At 64.6% G+C, this 17154-nt stretch carries 15 protein-coding genes; 7 read left to right on the top strand and 8 right to left on the bottom strand.

The features are described 5' to 3' along the window. Positions 1 to 5 precede the first annotated feature (5 nt). On the bottom strand, positions 6 to 764 hold the full coding sequence (locus tag EN869_RS31255; protein WP_127230431.1) for an MOSC domain-containing protein: 759 nt from the start codon (positions 762 to 764) through the stop codon (positions 6 to 8). Next, positions 764 to 2719, bottom strand: coding sequence for an acetate--CoA ligase (gene acs / locus EN869_RS31250; RefSeq protein WP_127230432.1), 1956 nt, complete (start codon positions 2717 to 2719; stop codon positions 764 to 766). Before acs ends, EN869_RS31255 begins: the two co-directional genes overlap by 1 nt. Before the next feature lie 305 nt (positions 2720 to 3024). On the opposite strand from acs, the gene EN869_RS31245 reads away from it, so the two are divergent. Further along, complete coding sequence (locus tag EN869_RS31245) at positions 3025 to 3297, top strand: aspartate-semialdehyde dehydrogenase (protein ID WP_127230433.1); 273 nt, start codon at positions 3025 to 3027, stop codon at positions 3295 to 3297. 154 nt (positions 3298 to 3451) lie between these two features. On the opposite strand, the gene EN869_RS31240 is transcribed toward EN869_RS31245, so the two are convergent. After that, positions 3452 to 4486 carry an aldo/keto reductase gene (locus EN869_RS31240; protein WP_127230434.1) on the bottom strand — a complete coding sequence of 345 codons (1035 nt, stop codon included), beginning with the start codon at positions 4484 to 4486 and terminating at the stop codon, positions 3452 to 3454. 39 nt (positions 4487 to 4525) lie between these two features. Next, positions 4526 to 5713, bottom strand: a complete 1188-nt coding sequence (locus tag EN869_RS31235; RefSeq protein ID WP_127230435.1) for an MFS transporter — start codon at positions 5711 to 5713, stop codon at positions 4526 to 4528. Between the two features lie 121 nt (positions 5714 to 5834). Between EN869_RS31235 and EN869_RS31230 the strand changes: the two genes are divergently transcribed. Beyond that, entirely contained in the window at positions 5835 to 6740 is a 906-nt protein-coding gene (locus EN869_RS31230; RefSeq protein WP_127230436.1) for a LysR family transcriptional regulator, read from the top strand. Between the two features lie 62 nt (positions 6741 to 6802). Here EN869_RS31230 and EN869_RS31225 read toward each other — a convergent pair whose 3' ends face one another. The 3 genes from EN869_RS31225 to EN869_RS31215 form a co-directional block, all read right to left on the bottom strand. Beyond that, positions 6803 to 7852 carry an aldo/keto reductase gene (locus tag EN869_RS31225; protein ID WP_127230437.1) on the bottom strand — a complete coding sequence of 350 codons (1050 nt, stop codon included), beginning with the start codon at positions 7850 to 7852 and terminating at the stop codon, positions 6803 to 6805. Between the two features lie 127 nt (positions 7853 to 7979). After that, the gene (locus EN869_RS31220) at positions 7980 to 8381 is read right to left on the bottom strand and encodes a hypothetical protein (protein WP_127230438.1); all 402 of its coding nucleotides are present in this window, start codon (positions 8379 to 8381) and stop codon (positions 7980 to 7982) included. A 153-nt stretch (positions 8382 to 8534) separates the two neighbouring features. Then, positions 8535 to 9200 (bottom strand): YggS family pyridoxal phosphate-dependent enzyme, encoded by a 666-nt coding sequence (locus EN869_RS31215; RefSeq protein WP_127230439.1) that lies wholly within the window; start codon positions 9198 to 9200, stop codon positions 8535 to 8537. A 290-nt stretch (positions 9201 to 9490) separates the two neighbouring features. Here EN869_RS31215 and leuS point away from each other — a divergent pair, with 290 nt between their 5' ends. Together leuS and lptE are read left to right on the top strand one after the other, a co-directional pair. Then, on the top strand, positions 9491 to 12118 hold the full coding sequence (gene leuS, locus EN869_RS31210) for a leucine--tRNA ligase (protein ID WP_127230440.1): 2628 nt from the start codon (positions 9491 to 9493) through the stop codon (positions 12116 to 12118). After that, positions 12105 to 12683 carry an LPS assembly lipoprotein LptE gene (gene lptE / locus EN869_RS31205; RefSeq protein ID WP_127230441.1) on the top strand — a complete coding sequence of 193 codons (579 nt, stop codon included), beginning with the start codon at positions 12105 to 12107 and terminating at the stop codon, positions 12681 to 12683. The genes leuS and lptE overlap by 14 nt, the downstream gene beginning before the upstream one ends. A gap of 189 nt (positions 12684 to 12872) precedes the next feature. Here the strand turns inward: lptE and fsa are convergent, their stop codons facing one another. Next, positions 12873 to 13529, bottom strand: a complete 657-nt coding sequence (gene fsa / locus EN869_RS31200; RefSeq protein ID WP_112128566.1) for a fructose-6-phosphate aldolase — start codon at positions 13527 to 13529, stop codon at positions 12873 to 12875. Positions 13530 to 13619: 90 nt separating this feature from the next. Here fsa and EN869_RS31195 point away from each other — a divergent pair, with 90 nt between their 5' ends. The 3 genes from EN869_RS31195 (at position 13620) to EN869_RS31185 (ending at position 17019) form a co-directional block, all read left to right on the top strand. Beyond that, the gene (locus EN869_RS31195; protein ID WP_127230442.1) at positions 13620 to 15803 is read left to right on the top strand and encodes a primosomal protein N'; all 2184 of its coding nucleotides are present in this window, start codon (positions 13620 to 13622) and stop codon (positions 15801 to 15803) included. 27 nt (positions 15804 to 15830) lie between these two features. After that, complete coding sequence (locus tag EN869_RS31190) at positions 15831 to 16526, top strand: aspartate/glutamate racemase family protein (RefSeq protein WP_127230443.1); 696 nt, start codon at positions 15831 to 15833, stop codon at positions 16524 to 16526. Between the two features lie 97 nt (positions 16527 to 16623). Next, complete coding sequence (locus tag EN869_RS31185; RefSeq protein ID WP_127230444.1) at positions 16624 to 17019, top strand: DUF4345 family protein; 396 nt, start codon at positions 16624 to 16626, stop codon at positions 17017 to 17019. Positions 17020 to 17154 lie beyond the last annotated feature (135 nt).

Here is a 17154-nt window from a genome sequence, read left to right as displayed (position 1 = left end):
CTGCTTCAGTCCACGAAGCGCATGGGCGCGCCAATCGCGACCTGCGCGGGCCGGTCGACGGTGCAGTAGACGCCGAGATTATGGGCGTTGTGGCGCACCACATTGCGCAGGATGCCGGGGTCGTTGTCGAAGCCGTCCTGCGCGATGATGGTGAAGCCGCAGCGGCGGCAGGGTTCCGAGACGGTGAGCAGCAAATCGCCGACCGCCAATTTTCTGCCGATCCATTCCGTTTCCGGAAAGGCGCCTTCGACCGGGTCCATGTCGACGACAATGTTGGGGCGGAAGCGGCGCGGATCGGGCGTGCCTTCGGGGTGCAGCGCCTTCAACCTGGACAGCGAGGCGGTGGTGAGCAGATGGATCGGCGCCTTGGCGTAGCGGGCCTCGGCCCGCGGGCCGGCATAGGAGGGCGCCGCGTTCTCCGCGCCGAACGGCCGGATGGAGGCCTCGAAGCCGAGAAAGCCGGATACGGCGCGGTCGCACTCAGGATCGGGCGCCGGCAGCCAGGCGCCGCCAGGCACCGCCACTTCGAGCCGCCATTCCTTGCTCACCGGGGCCTCGCTCAACCGGGTGCGGATCAGCGGCACTTTGTGCCACCTGGCTTCGCGGTCGGGCCTCGCGATCTCGCCCTCGGCATCGACCAGTCCGAACAGGCGGTCGCCGTCGACGGTTTTCAGCCCGACCGAGATGGCACCAAGCCGCTCGCCGGCGAGCGAGCTCGCCGGATAACGCCAGAGCTGGCTGACGGTGCCGAGCTCGCCGGTCATCAGGCCTTCTTGTTCTGCCGGTTGGCGACGAGGTCGTCGACGACGGCCGGATCGGCCAGCGTCGAGGTGTCGCCGAGGGCGCCGTAATCATCCTCGGCGATCTTGCGCAGGATGCGCCGCATGATCTTGCCCGAGCGGGTTTTCGGCAGGCCCGGCGCGAACTGGATCTTGTCAGGCGTGGCGATGGCGCCGATTTCCTTCCGGACATGCGCGACCAGCTCCTTGCGCAGCTCCTCGCTCGATTGGGTGCCGGCCATCAGCGTGACATAGCAGTAGATGCCCTGGCCCTTGATGTCGTGCGGGTAGCCGACGACGGCGGCCTCTGAGACCTTGTCATGGCTGACCAGCGCCGATTCCACTTCCGCCGTGCCCATGCGGTGGCCGGAGACGTTGATAACGTCGTCGACGCGCCCGGTGATCCAGTAATAGCCGTCTTCGTCGCGGCGGCAGCCGTCGCCGGTGAAGTACTTGCCCTTGTAGGTCGAGAAATAGGTCTGCACGAAACGGTCGTGGTCGCCATAGACGGTGCGCATCTGGCCCGGCCAGGAATCAGTGATGCAGAGATTGCCGTCGGTGGCGCCTTCCAGCACCTTGCCCTCGCCGTCGACCAGCTGCGGCTTGACGCCGAAGAAAGGCCGCGTGGCGGAGCCGGGCTTGAGGTCGGTGGCGCCCGGCAGCGGCGTGATCATGATGCCGCCGGTCTCTGTCTGCCACCAGGTGTCGACGATCGGCACCTTGGCGTTGCCGACGACGTTGTAATACCACTCCCAGGCTTCGGGATTGATCGGCTCACCGACGGTGCCCAGCACGCGCAGCGATTTGCGCGAGGTCTTCTTCACATGGCTGTCGCCGGCGCCCATCAGCGCGCGCAGCGCCGTCGGCGCGGTGTAGAAGATGTTGACCTGATGCTTGTCGATCACTTCCCAGAAGCGCGATTGCGACGGGTAGTTCGGCACGCCCTCGAACATCAGCGTCGTGGCGCCGTTGGCTAAGGGTCCGTAGACGATATAGCTGTGGCCGGTGACCCAGCCGACATCGGCCGTGCACCAGTAGATGTCGCCGTCATGGTAATCGAAGACATATTGGTGCGTCATCGAGGCATAGACGAGGTAGCCGGCCGTGGTGTGCAGCACGCCCTTCGGCTTGCCGGTCGAGCCGGAGGTGTAGAGGATGAACAGCGGGTCTTCGGCCTTCATCTTCTCGGGCTTGCACTCGGCCTTAACGGTCGCTGCCTCCTCGTGATACCAGACGTCGCGGCCCGGCACCCAGCCGGTCTTGCCGCCGGTGCGGCGCACGACCACGACCTTCTCGACTTTGGTGCCGGCCTTGGCGGCGATGTCGATCGCCTTGTCGGTGTTGTCCTTGAGCGGGATCGGCTTGCCGCCGCGCAGGCCCTCGTCGGCGGTGACGACGATGGTCGACTTGCAGTCGTCGATGCGGCCGGCGAGCGCGTCGGGCGAGAAGCCGCCGAAGACGACCGAATGGATGGCGCCCAGCCGCGTGCAGGCCAGCATCGCATAAGCCGTTTCCGGGATCATCGGCATGTAGATGGTGACGCGGTCGCCCTTCTTGACGCCGTGCTTCTTCAGCACGTTGGCGAAGCGGCAGACATGTGCATAGAGCTCGTTGTAGGTGACCTTGCGGTCGTCATACGGGTTGTCGCCTTCCCAGATGATGGCGGTCTGGTCGCCGCGCTTCTTCAGATGCCGGTCGATGCAATTGTAGGAAACGTTGGTCTGGCCGTCCTCGAACCACTTGATCGAGACCTTGCCGTCGAAGGAGGTGTTCTTGACCTTGGTGAAGGGCTTGAACCAGTCGATGCGCTTGCCATGCTTGCCCCAGAACTTGTCCGGGTTCTTCACGCTGTCGGCATACCATTTGAGGTAGGTGTCGTTGTCGATCAACGCGTTCTTCTTCCACGCCGGCTGGACGCGGTGAACATGAACCTCGGACATTCCTTGCTTTCCTCCCAAACCGTTCCGCGGGCTTGAAGCGCCGACGGCATCGCGGCGAAGCGGCCGCGAATTCGCGGGCATTATTAACAGTTCCGCGCAGACGGCAATATTAGACGTTGGATTCGCGTGGCGGGATGCCGCAGGGGTAGCGTGAAACGTTGTCAGCACTCGCTGCCCGTCGCTGCTAACCAACTGTTTTAATGATGGAAAACTCGCCTCCGAGGTGCTAGAATCAATAGACAGTTAAGCAACTGAGCGCAGACTCGGGCGTTGGGAGGAAAGGAGATCGACCGTTAGGGGCTGCAATGAGCGATCATTCCGAATTGGACCTTATGCTCAGGGGCTATGGGCTGACCACGGCCAAAATTCTCTACCACTTCCCGGACCATCCGCATCTCCTACAGAGCTACATCTGGCAGGACTACGACATCGCGCCGAAGTTTCCGGTGCTGATCCGCTTCATCGAGTTCTGGAAGACGAAGCTCGATGGGCCGCTGCATTCGGTCACCTACACGCACCAGACGCTGATCGCGCCGAATGAGTGGCGCAAGGTGGATGGGGAGTTTCTGGTGCACTAGGGTGTGTCGATATTCAGGTGAGGTCGGCCTGCGAACGATGGCTTCCTGCGCTTCCGGTGCTCACGTACTTCAAGTACGCTCCGCTCCGGTTCTCGAAACCCATCGTTCTCGACTCGACCTGACCTGAATCTCGACACACCCACCCTGCGGTGGCTCACGCCGCCGGCGGGTTCAGCCGGGCAAAACCTTCTTGTCGCCGATAGGGGAAGTACGGATAGGGAGCCGTCACAATGCTGGCTTCATCGAGCGCCTTGATCTGCTCCGGCGTCAATGTCCAGCCGACGGCCCCTAAGTTCTGGCGCAGCTGTTCCTCGTTGCGCGCGCCGATGATCACCGACGATACGGTCGGCCGCTGCAACAGCCAGTTGATGGCGACCTGCGGCACGGTCTTGCCGGTCTCGGCGGCGACCGCCTCCAGCGCGTCGACCACCTTGAAAAGAAGCTCATCCTCGACCGGCGGACCGAAATCGGCGGTGCCGTGCAGCCGGCTCTTTTCCGGCAAGGGCTGGCCGCGGCGGATCTTGCCGGTCAGCCGGCCCCAGCCGAGCGGGCTCCACACCAGAGCGCCGACGCCCTGGTCGAGGCCGAGCGGCATCAGCTCCCACTCATAGTCGCGGCCGACGAGCGAGTAGTAGACCTGATGCGCGACATAGCGCGGGTAGCCGTGCTTGTCGGCCAGGCCGAGCGACTTCATCACCTGCCAGCCGGAGAAGTTGGAGACGCCGACATAGCGCAGCTTGCCGGCGCTCACGAGATCGTCCAGCGTCGACAGCACTTCCTCGATTGGCGTCGAGGCGTCGAAGGCATGAAGCTGCAGCAGATCGATATAATCGGTGCCGAGGCGCTTCAGCGCCGCGTCGACGGAGCGGATCAGGCGCGAGCGGGACGAACCCCAGTCCGCCGGGCCGTCGCCCATCGGCAGCGACGTCTTGGTTGAGATCAGCACCGCGTCGCGGCGGCCCTTGACCGCCTCGCCAAGCACCTCCTCCGAGACACCGGCCGAATAGACGTCGGCCGTGTCGAAGAGATTGACGCCGGCCTCCAGGCAGATGTCGATGAGCCGGCGCGCTTCCTGCGCGTCGCTGTTGCCCCAATGGCCGAAGAGCGGGCCGGAGCCGCCAAAGGTTCCGGCCCCGAAGGAAAGGGCCGGCACTTTTAGTCCGGACGCGCCGAGCGGTCGATAGTCCATGATTTTCTCCCTGGGATGTCGAGGATGGAATTCAGCCGGTCAGCACTGCGCCGTGACCGGCTTGCCGATCGCGCGGCCGTGTTCGAGACGCAGCGCCGTAAACACCACGCCGAGCGCGGCGATCGGCACCAGGCCGGCGACGAGGGGGACGGCGCCGAGGCCGGGGCCGTGGTCGATGACGAAGCCGCCGAGCCAGGCGCCGATGGCATTGCCGAGATTGAAGGCGGCGATGTTGAAGGAGGAGGCCAGGCCCTGGCCGGCGCCCTTGGCCTTTTCCAGCACCCACATCTGCAGCGGCGCGACGGTGGCGAAGGCGGCTGCACCCAGCAGGCCGACGGCGACGATCGCGGCGATGGGCTGGTGGATCGCGGCGGTCATGACCAAGAGCACAGCCGACAGCGCCACCAGCGTGCCGACGACCGTCGGTACCAGATGGCGGTCGCCGAGGCGTCCGCCAAGGAAATTGCCGGCGACCAGCCCGCCGCCGAAGACAAGCAGGATCGGCGACACCGATGCCTCGGAAAAACCGGTGACACGGGTCAGTATCGGCGCCAGATAGGTGAAGGCGGCAAAGACGCCGACCCAGCTCAGCACGGTGGTGAGAAGGCCGAGCAGCACCGCCCGGCGGCCGAGCACGGCGAGCGTGCCTTCGGAGCTTTCCTCCTCGTCCGCTTCTGTCGGCTCGTCGCGCGGCACCAGCAATGCGATCACGGCAAAGGCGATGACGCCGACAAGCGTGACGGCGAGAAAGGTGGAGCGCCAGCCATAAGCCTGGCCGAGCCAGGTGCCGAAGGGCACACCGAGGATGTTGGCGACGGTGAGGCCGGTGAACATCAGCGCGATCGCCGAGGCCTTCCTGTTGGGCGCGACAAGGCTGGTGGCAACGACCGAGCCGACACCGAAGAACGAGGCGTGGGCGAAGGCGGTCAGGACTCGCGCGGCCATCAATGTCCAGTAGTCGGGCGCCAGAGCGCAGGCGAGGTTGCCTATGGTGAAGACCACCATGAGCGCGAGCAACAGAGTCTTGCGTGGCAGGCGGCCAGTCAGGGCCCCAAGCAGCGGCGCGCCGACGACGACGCCCAGCGCATAGCCGGAAATGAGCAGGCCGGCCGCCGAGATCGAGACGCCGAAATCGGCGCTGACGTCGAGCAGCAGGCCCATGATGACGAATTCGGTAACGCCGATGCCGAAGGCGCCGGCAGTGAGAGCATAGAGAGCAAGGGGCATGGCAGGATCCATTTGGTGCTGAAGGACGCCCAAATCCCGCGCCCCGGACCGGAAGATCGTGATCTGGCGAGCTGTGAACCAGCCTTGCATCAGGCATATTTTCTGTGAAATAGATTCACGAATGGCGAGACCCGAAATCAACCGCTCCGGCGAGATCGAAGTGTTCGTCCGCGTCGTCGAGACAGGCAGCTTCTCGGCAGCAGCCCGGGTCTTGCGCATGACGCCGTCGGCGGTGAGCAAGCTGATCGCGCGGCTGGAGGCGCGGCTCGGTGCGCGGCTGGTCAGCCGCTCGACACGCAAGCTGCAACTGACGCCGGAGGGTGCGGCTTTCCATGACAGCGGCTTGCGTATCCTCGCCGATCTCGATGCGGCCGAGCGCGAGGCGGCAGCGGGCGCCGCGCCGCGCGGCAGGCTCAGGGTCAACTCCTATGTGCCCTTCGGCCAGCACCGGCTGATGCCGCTGTTGCCGCGTTTCCTCGAGCGCTATCCGGAAATCTCGGTCGAGGCGGTGCTGACAGACAGCGTCATCGACCTGATGGAGGAGCGCGCCGACATTGCGATACGCGCCGGGCCGCTGCGCGAATCACGGCTGGTGGCGCGCAAACTCGGCCAGAGCCCGATGGTGGTGGTCGCGGCCCCCACCTATCTGGAAGCGCGCGGCACACCGCAGACGCCGGCCGAATTGGCCCGCCACAATCTGCTGGCGTTCGGCTTCGTGCGGCATATCGACGGCATGCCGTTCGTGGATGCAAAAGGCACGCCAGTCGTGGTTCCGATCCTCGGCAATTCGACGGTGAGCGACGGCGAGGCGATGCGGCTGACGACATTGGCCGGAGCGGGCATCGCAAGACTGGCGCGCTGGCATGTCGAGCCCGACATCGTCGCCGGGCGGCTCGTGCCGCTGCTGGAGGCGTTCAATCCTGGCGACGAGGAGCCGACGCACGCTGTCTATGTCGGCCAGGGCAAGCATCTGCCGGCGCGAGTGCGCGCCTTTCTCGACTTTCTCGCCGAGACCGTTCGTCTCTGAAAGGAAAGCCGCGCATCCAAGGACACGCGGCTCTCGAAAAGGTCAGCTTATCTCAAAGGCAGTTACGCCTTCGGCACGAACGGCGCGGGACGGCGGCCGGCGTTTTGCCGCTCCAGCATCCAGCCGGGATATTCGGCGGGCAGGGCGCTCACCTCATCGAGCCTGGCGAGATCGTCGGCGTCGAGCTTCAGGCCGGTCGCCGCGAGGTTCTGCTCGAGCTGGTCCATGCGGCTGGCGCCGATGATGACGCTCATCACGAACGGTTTTGCCAGCACATAGCCGAGCGCCACCGTGGCGACGCTGACGTCATGCTTCTTCGCGACCTCGCGCATGACCGCAACCGCCGCCCAGGCGCGGTCCTCGTTGACCGGCGGGAAGTTGAAGGAAGCGCGGCGGCCTTCGCCATTGCCGGGCGCCCCAGGACCGTATTTGCCGGAAAGCAGCCCACCGGCCATCGGCGACCAGACCATGAGGCCGAGCTTTTCCTCGTTGATCAAAGGCACGATCTCGCGCTCGAGATCGCGGCCGGCGATCGAGTAATAGGACTGGATGGTCTCGAAGCGGGCAAAACCCTTGCGGTCGGCAATTCCCAGCGCCTTGGCGATGCGCCAGGCCTGCCAGTTGGAGACGCCGACATAGCGCACCTTGCCGCTGGCGACGAGATCGTCGAGCGCGCGCAGCGTCTCGTCGATCGGCGTGACGGTGTCGGTGCCGTGCAACTGGTAGAGGTCGATATGATCGGTTTGCAAGCGCTCGAGACTGCCGTCGACCGAGTCCATGATGTGGCCGCGCGAGGAGCCACGCTCGTTGGGGCCATTGCCCATCACGCCATGCACCTTGGTGGCGATGATGACGTCCGAACGTTTCACGCCGAGATCCTTGAGCGATTGTCCCAGCAGTTGCTCGGACTGGCCGAAGGAATAGACGTCAGCGGTGTCGAAGAAATTGACGCCGGCGGCGATCGAGCGGCCGACGATCTCGTTGACGCCCTTCTGGTCGAGACTGGCGATCAGCCCCCATTGGGCATTTTCGCCGGCGGCGCCGAAGGTCATGGTGCCGAGGCAGAGTTCGGAAACGAACAGGCCGGTGTTGCCGAGCTGGTTGTAGCGCATGGTGAGATTTCCCCGGGGAAGATTGAAAGACACTGGGGAAATAGGAACGGGCCGTTTCGTTTCAAGCGCTGGCACAAAGGATATCGTCCGGTTGGCTGGCCGGTAACGAGATCGTGACGAAGGCGGATCAGCTCTCCACGAGAGCAAGGATAGCGAACAGCGTCATGCCGAATGCGACGGCGGCAAGCGGCAGGAGAATTTCGATAGTCGCGGTGCTGGCTTTCACCGGTTGATCGCTTGTATCGAACTCGCCTGCGATCCAGTCGGGGAAAGTCTTTGTCTTGCCGGGACGGCTGAGCCGGTGATGGCGCCAGACGCGGCCGGCGATCGCCGGCAGTGCAACCGACATCACGATGAATCCGGTGACGACGGAAAGCAGATATTCGTCATAGCCGCCGGCAAAGCCGATCCAGGCCGACAGCGCATAGCAGGCCGCAAGCCCCACCATTGCGTAGTAGACCCATCGGTGCAGCCCGCGGGAGACTTGCCGGTCCTGTGTGATTTCCTGGTCGTGGCATGTGACAGTCATCGGAGCCTCTCCTTTGACTTGAGGAGCCACGCGCTCGGTCCTACACCCGCACGTAGTAAGGTGACATGGCGCGACAATGCGGTGGTATGACGCGCCCGCACCAGCCTTTGTTTTTCTCGACGGAAGGCCGGTACACGCTTTCCCTGGGAATGCTCAGGCCCGGCTGCCGAAGATTGCCGAGCCCACTCTGACGCTGGTCGCGCCGAAGGCGATCGCGGTCTCGTAGTCGCCGGACATGCCCATCGAGAGTTTTGCGACACCGGCCTCGCGGGCGAGCTTTTCCAACAGCGCGAAATGCGGGCCGGGGTTTTCATCGGCTGGCGGTATGCACATCAGGCCCTCGATGGCGAGGCCATGCACGTCGCGGCAGCGTTTGATGAAGGCGACCGCCTCGCGCGGCTCGATGCCGGCCTTCTGCGGCTCGGAGCCGGTGTTGACCTGGACATAGAGCTTCGGCGCCCGGCCCTGTCTGGCGATCTCCTTGGCAAGCTCAGCGGCAATCTTCTCGCGGTCGACGGTCTCGATGACGTCGAAGAGAGCAACGGCTTCCTTCGCCTTGTTGGACTGTAGCGGTCCGATCAGATGCAGCTCGATATCGGCAAACGCCTCTTTCAGCGCCGGCCATTTGCCCTGAGCTTCCTGCACACGGTTCTCCCCGAAAACGCGCTGGCCGGCCTCGATGACCGGGCGGATGTCGCCGGCCGTAAAGGTCTTCGACACCGCCACCAGCGTGACGGCGCCAGGCTCGCGCTTCGCCTCGCGTTCGGCGTTCGCGATCCTCGCCTTGACCGCGTGAAGCTGCTCGACGGCGCTCGTCATGCCTATTTCCCGCCTATAGTTTTAACGTTCGCGCCGGCTCGCCACAGTTGACGGGTCCGGCAATCCATGATGAACACCGCGACGACATTGTCTCGGCTGCCGGCCCAGGCGTGTCGATATTCAGGTGATGCCGGCCTGCAAATGCCGGTTTCCTGCGCTTCCGGTGCTTGCGTACTTTAAGTACGCTCCGCCCCGGTTCTCGGAACCCGCCATTTTCGGCTCGGCCTGACCTGAATATCAACGCGCCTTAATCCAGCACCGCGCACCTGCTTTTAAGTGAAAAACATCCGATGGCAACCGAACGTTACAATCCGCGCACGTCAGAGCCCAAATGGCAAAAGGCCTGGGCCGAAAAGAAGCTGTTCGAGGCTCGCAACGACGATCCGAAGCCGAAATACTACGTGCTGGAGATGTTCCCCTATCCGTCGGGCAAGATCCATATCGGCCACACCCGTAACTATACGATGGGCGACGTAGTGGCGCGCTACAAGCGCGCCAAGGGTTTTAACGTGCTGCACCCGATGGGCTGGGACGCCTTCGGCATGCCTGCCGAAAACGCAGCCATGCAAAACAAGGTTCATCCCAAGGACTGGACCTATGAAAACATCGCGGTGATGCGCGAGCAGCTCAAGATGATGGGCCTGTCGCTCGACTGGGCGCGCGAGTTCGCGACCTGCGACGTCGATTACTACCACCGCCAGCAGATGCTGTTCCTCGATTTCGTCGAGAAGGGGCTGGTGACGCGCAAATCCTCCAAGGTCAATTGGGATCCGGAGGATATGACCGTGCTCGCCAACGAGCAGGTCATCGACGGCCGCGGCTGGCGCTCGGGCGCGCTGGTCGAGCAGCGCGAGCTGACGCAGTGGTTCTTCAAGATCACCGACTTCGCGCAGGATCTGCTGGATTCGCTCAACCTGCTCGAGGAATGGCCGGAGAAGGTCAAGCTGATGCAGCACAACTGGATCGGCCGCTCGGAGGGGCTGCTGATCCGGTGGCCGCTGGCTAAGCCAGTTGGCGACCGCCAAGAGCTGGAAGTCTACACGACAAGGCCGGACACCATCTTCGGCGCTTCCTTCATGGCGGTCGCCGCCGACCATCCGCTCGCCAGGAAGGCGGCCGAGAGCAATGTCGAGCTGGCGAAGTTCATCGAGGAAGTGCGCCATATGGGCACCTCGGTGGCGGCGCTGGAGACGGCCGAGAAGAAAGGCTTCGACACCGGCATCCGCGTCGTCCATCCGTTCGACGAAAACTGGACGCTGCCGGTCTATGTCGCCAATTTCGTGCTGATGGAATACGGCACCGGCGCCATCTTCGGTTGCCCGTCGGGGGACCAGCGCGACCTCGACTTCGCCAACAAATACGGCCTGCCGGTCATTCCGGTCGTGATGCCGGAAGGCGGGGACGCCAAGACCTTCCAGATCACGGAAGAGGCCTATGTCGATGACGGCGTGATGATCAATTCGCGCTTCCTCGACGGCATGAAGCCGGAGCGGGCGTTCGACGAAGTGGCGAAACTTCTGGAACAGAAGACGATCGGCGGCCGGCCGATGGCCGAGCGCAAGGTGAATTTCCGCCTGCGCGACTGGGGCATCTCGCGCCAGCGCTACTGGGGCTGCCCGATCCCGATGATCCATTGCGAGGCTTGCGGCGTGGTGCCGGTGCCGAAGGCCGACCTGCCGGTGAGGCTGCCCGACGACATCGAGTTCGACCGTCCGGGCAATCCGCTCGACCGGCATCCGACCTGGCGGCATGTGAAGTGCCCGCAATGCGGACGCGATGCGCGGCGCGAGACCGATACGATGGACACGTTCGTCGATTCGTCGTGGTATTTCGCGCGCTTCACCGCACCTTGGGCGAACGAGCCGACCGAGCCGAAATCGGCCGACGAATGGCTGGCGGTCGACCAGTATATCGGCGGCATCGAGCACGCGATCCTGCATCTGCTCTATTCGCGCTTCTTCACCCGCGCCATGCGCGAGACCGGGCATCTGAACCTCGCCGAGCCGTTCAAGGGCCTGTTCACGCAAGGCATGGTGGTGCACGAGACCTACCGGGTCGGCGGCCCGTCCAACAATGGACGCTGGCTGTCGCCGAGCGAGGTCAGGCTCGAGGATTTGGGCGGCAAGCGCCGCGCCATCGAGATCGCCACCGGCGAGGAAGCGACGATCGGCGCTTTGGAAAAGATGTCGAAGTCGAAGAAGAACACGGTGAGCCCGGAAGAGATCACCGATGGCTACGGCGCCGACACCGCGCGCTGGTTCATGCTGTCGGATTCGCCGCCGGAGCGCGACGTCGAATGGACCGACGACGGCGCGGCCGGCGCGCACCGCTTCGTGCAGCGCGTCTGGCGCCTGGTGCAGATCGCAGCCGAATCTCTGCCCGGCGTGAAGCCGGCAGCGGCGAAGGATGGCGAGGCGGGTGCCGTATCCAAGGCCGCGCACAAGATCCTGAAGGCGGTCGGCGAGGACATCGAGAAGCTTGGCTTCAACCGCGCGATCGCCCGCATCTATGAACTTGCCAACGCGCTGGCGACGCCGCTCAACGACGTCGCCGAAGGCAAGGCCGACGCGACGTTGAAAGGTGCCTGCCGCGAGGCGGTGGAGATCCTGGTGCACATCATCGCACCGGTCATGCCGCATCTGGCGGAGGAATGCTGGGAAGCGCTGGGCGGCGCCGAGCTGGTCGCCGAACGGCCATGGCCGGTCTACGATCCGGCGCTGGTCGTCGACAACGAGATCGTGCTGCCGGTGCAGGTCAACGGCAAGAAGCGCGGTGATTTGACAATTGCCCGCGACGCGGATCAAGGTGCCGTCGAAAAAGCGGTGCTGGCTCTCGACTTCGTGCAAAAAGCACTGGAAGGTAGGCCCCCGCGCAAGGTGATCATCGTGCCGCAGAGAATCGTCAATGTCGTTGCCTGATCCGGTGAAGTCAGAAGCGGCCCGCCTGCGCGGCCGCTTGGCGGTTTGCGGCGTGGTCGCGGCGCTGGCGCTGGTCTCGGCCTGCACGGTCAGGCCGCTCTATTCCAGTCAGCCGCTGTCGCTGGGATCGCAGCTCAGCCCATCGGCAGAACTGGCCTCGATCGCGATCAAGCCGGTGAGCACCCGTTATGCGCAGCAGGTGCGCAACAATCTGATCTTCGCCTTCGGGCAAGGGTCAGGCGAGCCGGCTTCGCCCGCCTATACGCTCGATCTCGGCGTTACCGAGCTGGTCGAATCGGCGGCCATCGTCCAGGTGCAGACGGAGGAAGACGAGCCGACGGCGGGCACGGTGACGCTGACCGCCAACTACGTGCTGAGAGACACCACCGGCGCGGTGGTTGCCGTCGGCAAGCGCTCGATCCCGTCGTCCTTCGATCGGCCGCTGCAGGAATATGGAGCCTACCGCGCGCAGATCGACGCCGAGAACCGCGCCGCCCGCGAACTCGCGGATATGCTGCGGCTTGCGATTGCCCAGGATCTGGCGAAGCACGGCAAAAAAGCCTGAGGCATGTTGATATTCAGGTGAGGCCGGCCTGCAAATGCCAGTTTCCTGCTCTTCCGGTGCTCACGTACTTTAAGTACGTCCCGCTCCGGCTCGCCCTGACCTGAATCTCAACACGCCTCCGCGCGCCGCTTGCGCCTACTAAAAAGGCCGGTTACCCGGCCTTTTTTGTTTCTGGTGAGCGATTCGGCCTCAGCCGATCTTCTGGCCGGTCTTGGCCCAGTCGGCGAGGAAGGCGGCAAGGCCCTTGTCGGTCAGCGGATGATTGACCAGCGCCTTCAGCGTCGCCGGCGGCGCGGTGACGACGTCGGCGCCGATGAGCGCCGCCTGCTTGACGTGGTTCACCGTGCGCACCGAGGCGGTCAGGATCTCGGTCTTGAAATCGTAATTGTCATAGATGGTGCGGATTTCCGAGATCAACTCCATGCCGTCCGAGCCGGTGTCGTCGATGCGGCCGACGAAGGGCGAGATGAAGGAGGCGCCGGCCTTGGCGGCGAGCAGCGCCTGGTTGGCCGAGAAGCAGAGCGTGACGTTGACCATGCGCTTCATCTCGGTGCGGATCGTCTTGCAGGCCTTCAGGCCATCCAGCGTCAGCGGCACCTTGATGCAGACATTGGGCGCGATCTTGGCCAGCACCTCGGCCTCGGCCATCATCTGATTGAATTCGGTCGCCACGACCTCGGCCGAGACCGGGCCCTCGACAATGTCGCAGATCTGCTTGGTCACTTCGGCGATCTTGCCGCCCGATTTCAGAATCAGCGACGGGTTGGTGGTGACGCCATCGAGAAGCCCCAGATCATGCAGCTCCTTAATTTCCTTGATGTCAGCGGTGTCGACAAAAAACTTCATGGCTGTCTCCTTGGGGATCGCCTGGCGTCGGCCAGGCACATAAGAGGGTCCCCTTTGATCTAGAGCAAAGTCGGGGCAAGGTCACGCCTCATGATGGAAGATTCGCCCTTTGTCGCAGCGGCGCCGGTGCTGGTGCCGATGCCGGCCGAACGGCCCTACACCTATGCCGTGCCGCCGGGCATGCGCGTGGTGCCGGGCTCGATCGTGCGCGTACCGCTGGGGCCGCGCCAGGTCGCGGGCATCGTCTGGGACGGCGCGGTCGAGACGGTCGATGCGAAGAAATTGCGGCCGATCGAGGAGGTGTTCGATTGTCCGCCGATCGATCGCGCCATGCGCCGGTTCGTCGACTGGATCGCGCAATACACGCTGTCGGCCCCGGGCATGGTGGCGCGCATGCTGCTCAGAGCCCCGGAAGCCTTCGATCCCGAGCCGTGGATCGAAGGGTTGCAGCGCACGCTGGCCGAGCCGGACCGGTTGACGGATGCGCGGCGACGCGTGCTGGAGACGGCCGAAGGCGGGCTGGCCTGGACGCGTTCGGGACTGGCGCATGCGGCGGGCGTGTCCTCGACCGTCATCGACGGCCTAAGGGCGCAGGGCGTGTTCGAGACGGTGATGATCCCGCCGCGGCCGGTGGTGGCAGCACCCGATCCCAATCATGCGCTGCCGGAGCTGATGCCGGACCAGAATGTCGCGGCCGAGAAACTGCGTGCGGCGGTTGGGGCGCAGGTCTTCAACGTCACGCTGCTCGACGGCGTCACTGGCTCCGGCAAGACGGAGGTCTATTTCGAGGCGGTGGCGTTGGCGCTCGAGAAGGGCAAGCAGGTGCTAATCCTGTTGCCGGAAATCGCGCTGACGCATGCCTTCCTCGAGCGTTTCCAAGACCGGTTCGGCGCCAAGCCGGCGGAGTGGCATTCCGACCTGCCGCCAAAAATGCGCGAGCGCGTCTGGCGGCAGGTGGCGGAAGGCGGCGTGCGGGTCGTCGCCGGCGCGCGCTCGGCGCTGTTCCTGCCGTTCAAGGAGCTCGGCCTGATCGTCGTCGATGAGGAACATGATCCCGCCTACAAGCAGGAGGACCGCGTCTTCTACAATGCGCGAGACATGGCGGTGGTGCGCGGCCATATCGGCGGCTTCCCGGTCGTGCTCGCCTCGGCGACGCCGTCTGTGGAAAGCCGTGTCAACGCCAGCCAGGGTCGCTACGCCCGGGCCGTCCTGTCGTCGCGTTTTGCGGAAGCGGCACTCCCTGACCTCAAGTCGATCGACATGCGGCGCTCGCCGCCGGCCCGCGGCGGCTTCCTGTCGCCGGTGCTGGTGGAACAGATGCAGCGTACGCTGGAGAGGAAGGAGCAGTCGCTGCTCTTCCTCAACCGGCGCGGCTACGCGCCCTTGACGCTCTGCCGCGTCTGCGGCCACCGCTTCGGCTGCCCGGTCTGCTCGGCCTGGCTGGTCGAGCACCGCTTTCGCGGCCAGCTCGTCTGTCACCATTGCGGCCATAATGAGCGGCGGCCCGAGGCCTGTCCGGAATGTGGCACGCTCGATCATCTGGTCGCGTGCGGTCCGGGCGTCGAGCGCATCGCCGAGGAAGTGGTGGGGCATTTCCCGGACGCGCGGACCATCGTTTTGTCGTCGGACCTTTTGGGCGGCGTGCGCCGCCTGCGGCTCGAGCTGGAGGCCGTCGCCAATGGCGAGGCCGATATCGTCATCGGAACGCAGCTTGTCGCAAAGGGACATAACTTCCCGGGAATGACGCTGGTCGGCGTGGTCGACGCCGATCTCGGATTGGCCAATGGCGATCCGCGCGCCGCCGAACGCACTTTCCAATTGCTCAGCCAGGTGACGGGACGCGCCGGCCGCACGGGCAAGAGGAGCCTCGGCCTGTTACAGACCTACCAGCCGGACCATCCGGTGATGCGGGCGATTGTCTCGGGCGATTCGGAAGCGTTTTACGAGCGCGAGATCGCCGAGCGCGAACGGGCGGCGCTGCCGCCTTTCGGCCGGCTCGCGGGCATCATCGTCAGCGCCGCGACGCGGGGCGAGGCCGAGGGCCATGCGCGCGGCCTGCGGCGCGCAGCGCCCCAGGCTTCGGACATGTTCGTGCTCGGCCCAGCCGAAGCGCCGCTGTCGCTGCTCGGCGGCCGCCACCGCTTCCGCCTCCTGGTGCAGGGCGAGCGGCGCGCCGACATGCAGGGCTTCATTCGCGCCATGCTGGCGGAGGGGCCGAAGCTGCGCGGGTCGGTGCGCGTGCAAGTCGACATCGACCCGCAGAGCTTTCTATAAAGCCCTGGTCCCAACGGAGTGCCGCACATGAAAACCCTTGGCCTGATCGGCGGCATGAGCTGGGAATCGACCGCCATCTATTACCGCCTGCTCAACGAGATCGTGCGCGAGCGGCTGGGCGGCTTGCACTCGGCAAAGCTGTTGTTGTGGTCGTTCGATTTCGCTGAGATCGCCGAGCGGCAGCATGAGGGCGACTGGGAAGGCGCCGGCGCGCTTTTGGTGGAAGCGGCCCGCAAGCTGGAGGCGGGCGGCGCCGAGGGCCTGGTGATCTGCACCAACACCATGCACAAGCTGGCCGGCGATGTGCAGGCTGCGGTATCGGTCCCGCTCATCCATATCGCCGACGCCACTGGGCGCGCCGTCATCGAGGCCGGCATGAAGCGACCGGCGCTGCTAGCGACACGCTTCACCATGGAGCAGGACTTTTACAAAGGCTGGCTCGCGGAGAGATACGACCTGCAGCCGGTGGTGCCAGACCCGGCCGGCCGCGACATGGTGCACCGAGTGATCTACGACGAGCTCTGCCAGGGCATCGTCAAATATGATTCGAAATCCGCATATCTCGAAGAGGTCGCCCGCATGCGGCACGAAGATCAGGTGGATAGCGTCATCATGGGTTGCACCGAGATCACCATGCTGATCGGCCAGGGCGATTTCGATGTTCCGGTGTTCGACACCACGCGCATCCACGCCGAAGCCGCGGTCGATTTCGCGCTCTCCTGATTGCGCCGCCCCTAATGTGCGTGCCGTCCTCTGGCGCGCTTTCATTCCCTCGCTAGAATGCCGGCGTTTCAGAACAAGAAATATGAGGGGGGATTTCATGGACTTTGCGTTTCCGTGGCCGGCGACCCAAGGCGAATGGCTGGCCTGGTCTAGCGCCGTCGTGACTCTGGCTCTGGGCCTCTTCCTTTTCCTGGCGCCGGGGCTTGCCTTTCGGGCGCTTCGCCTGCAGCCCAGGCCCGAGAAAGCGGCGGCGATCGCCGAGGGACGCGGCCGCATGTCGGGCTTCTATCTCGGCGTCAGCCTGTGCTGCATCCTCCTGGCGCAACCGCTGCTCTACATGGCGCTGGGCTTCTCCTGGCTGTTCACCGCCTTCGGTCGGTTGCTGTCGATGATGTCGGACGGCGCCAACACCCCTTTCAACTGGGCTTCGATCGTGGTTGAATTGGCGCTGGCGGCGCTGCCGCTGGCCTTTGCCTTCGGCTTCGTGCCGTGATTTCGGCGCTTGAGCTTGGCCTTCGCCGCCTGATGCGACAAAAGTGCCTGAAAAGCATGCCGGACGATGCATTGCGGTCTTAAAAAGCCTGTGCTAGACGGCAATCGACTTTCGACCGGGGATAGCGGAAGCCGC

The sequence above is a fragment of the Mesorhizobium sp. M2D.F.Ca.ET.226.01.1.1 genome (genome assembly GCF_004022705.2).
GTDB lineage: Bacteria > Pseudomonadota > Alphaproteobacteria > Rhizobiales > Rhizobiaceae > Mesorhizobium.
Note: the sequence above shows the minus strand (reverse complement) of the source record. Positions and strands in the feature narration are given on the sequence as shown.

Excerpts from the sequence above, each read along its gene's own strand:
- EN869_RS31225 (WP_127230437.1), bottom strand. The coding sequence starts at position 7,852 with ATGCGCTACAACCAGCTCGGCAACACCGGCCTGTTCGTTTCCGAACTC.
- EN869_RS31240 (WP_127230434.1), bottom strand. The coding sequence starts at position 4,486 with ATGGACTATCGACCGCTCGGCGCGTCCGGACTAAAAGTGCCGGCCCTT.
- EN869_RS31255 (WP_127230431.1), bottom strand. The coding sequence starts at position 764 with ATGACCGGCGAGCTCGGCACCGTCAGCCAGCTCTGGCGTTATCCGGCG.
- fsa (WP_112128566.1), bottom strand. The coding sequence starts at position 13,529 with ATGAAGTTTTTTGTCGACACCGCTGACATCAAGGAAATTAAGGAGCTG.
- EN869_RS31185 (WP_127230444.1), top strand. The coding sequence starts at position 16,624 with ATGGACTTTGCGTTTCCGTGGCCGGCGACCCAAGGCGAATGGCTGGCC.
- acs (WP_127230432.1), bottom strand. The coding sequence starts at position 2,719 with ATGTCCGAGGTTCATGTTCACCGCGTCCAGCCGGCGTGGAAGAAGAAC.
- EN869_RS31245 (WP_127230433.1), top strand. The coding sequence starts at position 3,025 with ATGAGCGATCATTCCGAATTGGACCTTATGCTCAGGGGCTATGGGCTG.
- EN869_RS31230 (WP_127230436.1), top strand. The coding sequence starts at position 5,835 with ATGGCGAGACCCGAAATCAACCGCTCCGGCGAGATCGAAGTGTTCGTC.
- EN869_RS31215 (WP_127230439.1), bottom strand. The coding sequence starts at position 9,200 with ATGACGAGCGCCGTCGAGCAGCTTCACGCGGTCAAGGCGAGGATCGCG.
- EN869_RS31235 (WP_127230435.1), bottom strand. The coding sequence starts at position 5,713 with ATGCCCCTTGCTCTCTATGCTCTCACTGCCGGCGCCTTCGGCATCGGC.
- leuS (WP_127230440.1), top strand. The coding sequence starts at position 9,491 with ATGGCAACCGAACGTTACAATCCGCGCACGTCAGAGCCCAAATGGCAA.
- EN869_RS31190 (WP_127230443.1), top strand. The coding sequence starts at position 15,831 with ATGAAAACCCTTGGCCTGATCGGCGGCATGAGCTGGGAATCGACCGCC.
- EN869_RS31220 (WP_127230438.1), bottom strand. The coding sequence starts at position 8,381 with ATGACTGTCACATGCCACGACCAGGAAATCACACAGGACCGGCAAGTC.
- lptE (WP_127230441.1), top strand. The coding sequence starts at position 12,105 with ATGTCGTTGCCTGATCCGGTGAAGTCAGAAGCGGCCCGCCTGCGCGGC.
- EN869_RS31195 (WP_127230442.1), top strand. The coding sequence starts at position 13,620 with ATGATGGAAGATTCGCCCTTTGTCGCAGCGGCGCCGGTGCTGGTGCCG.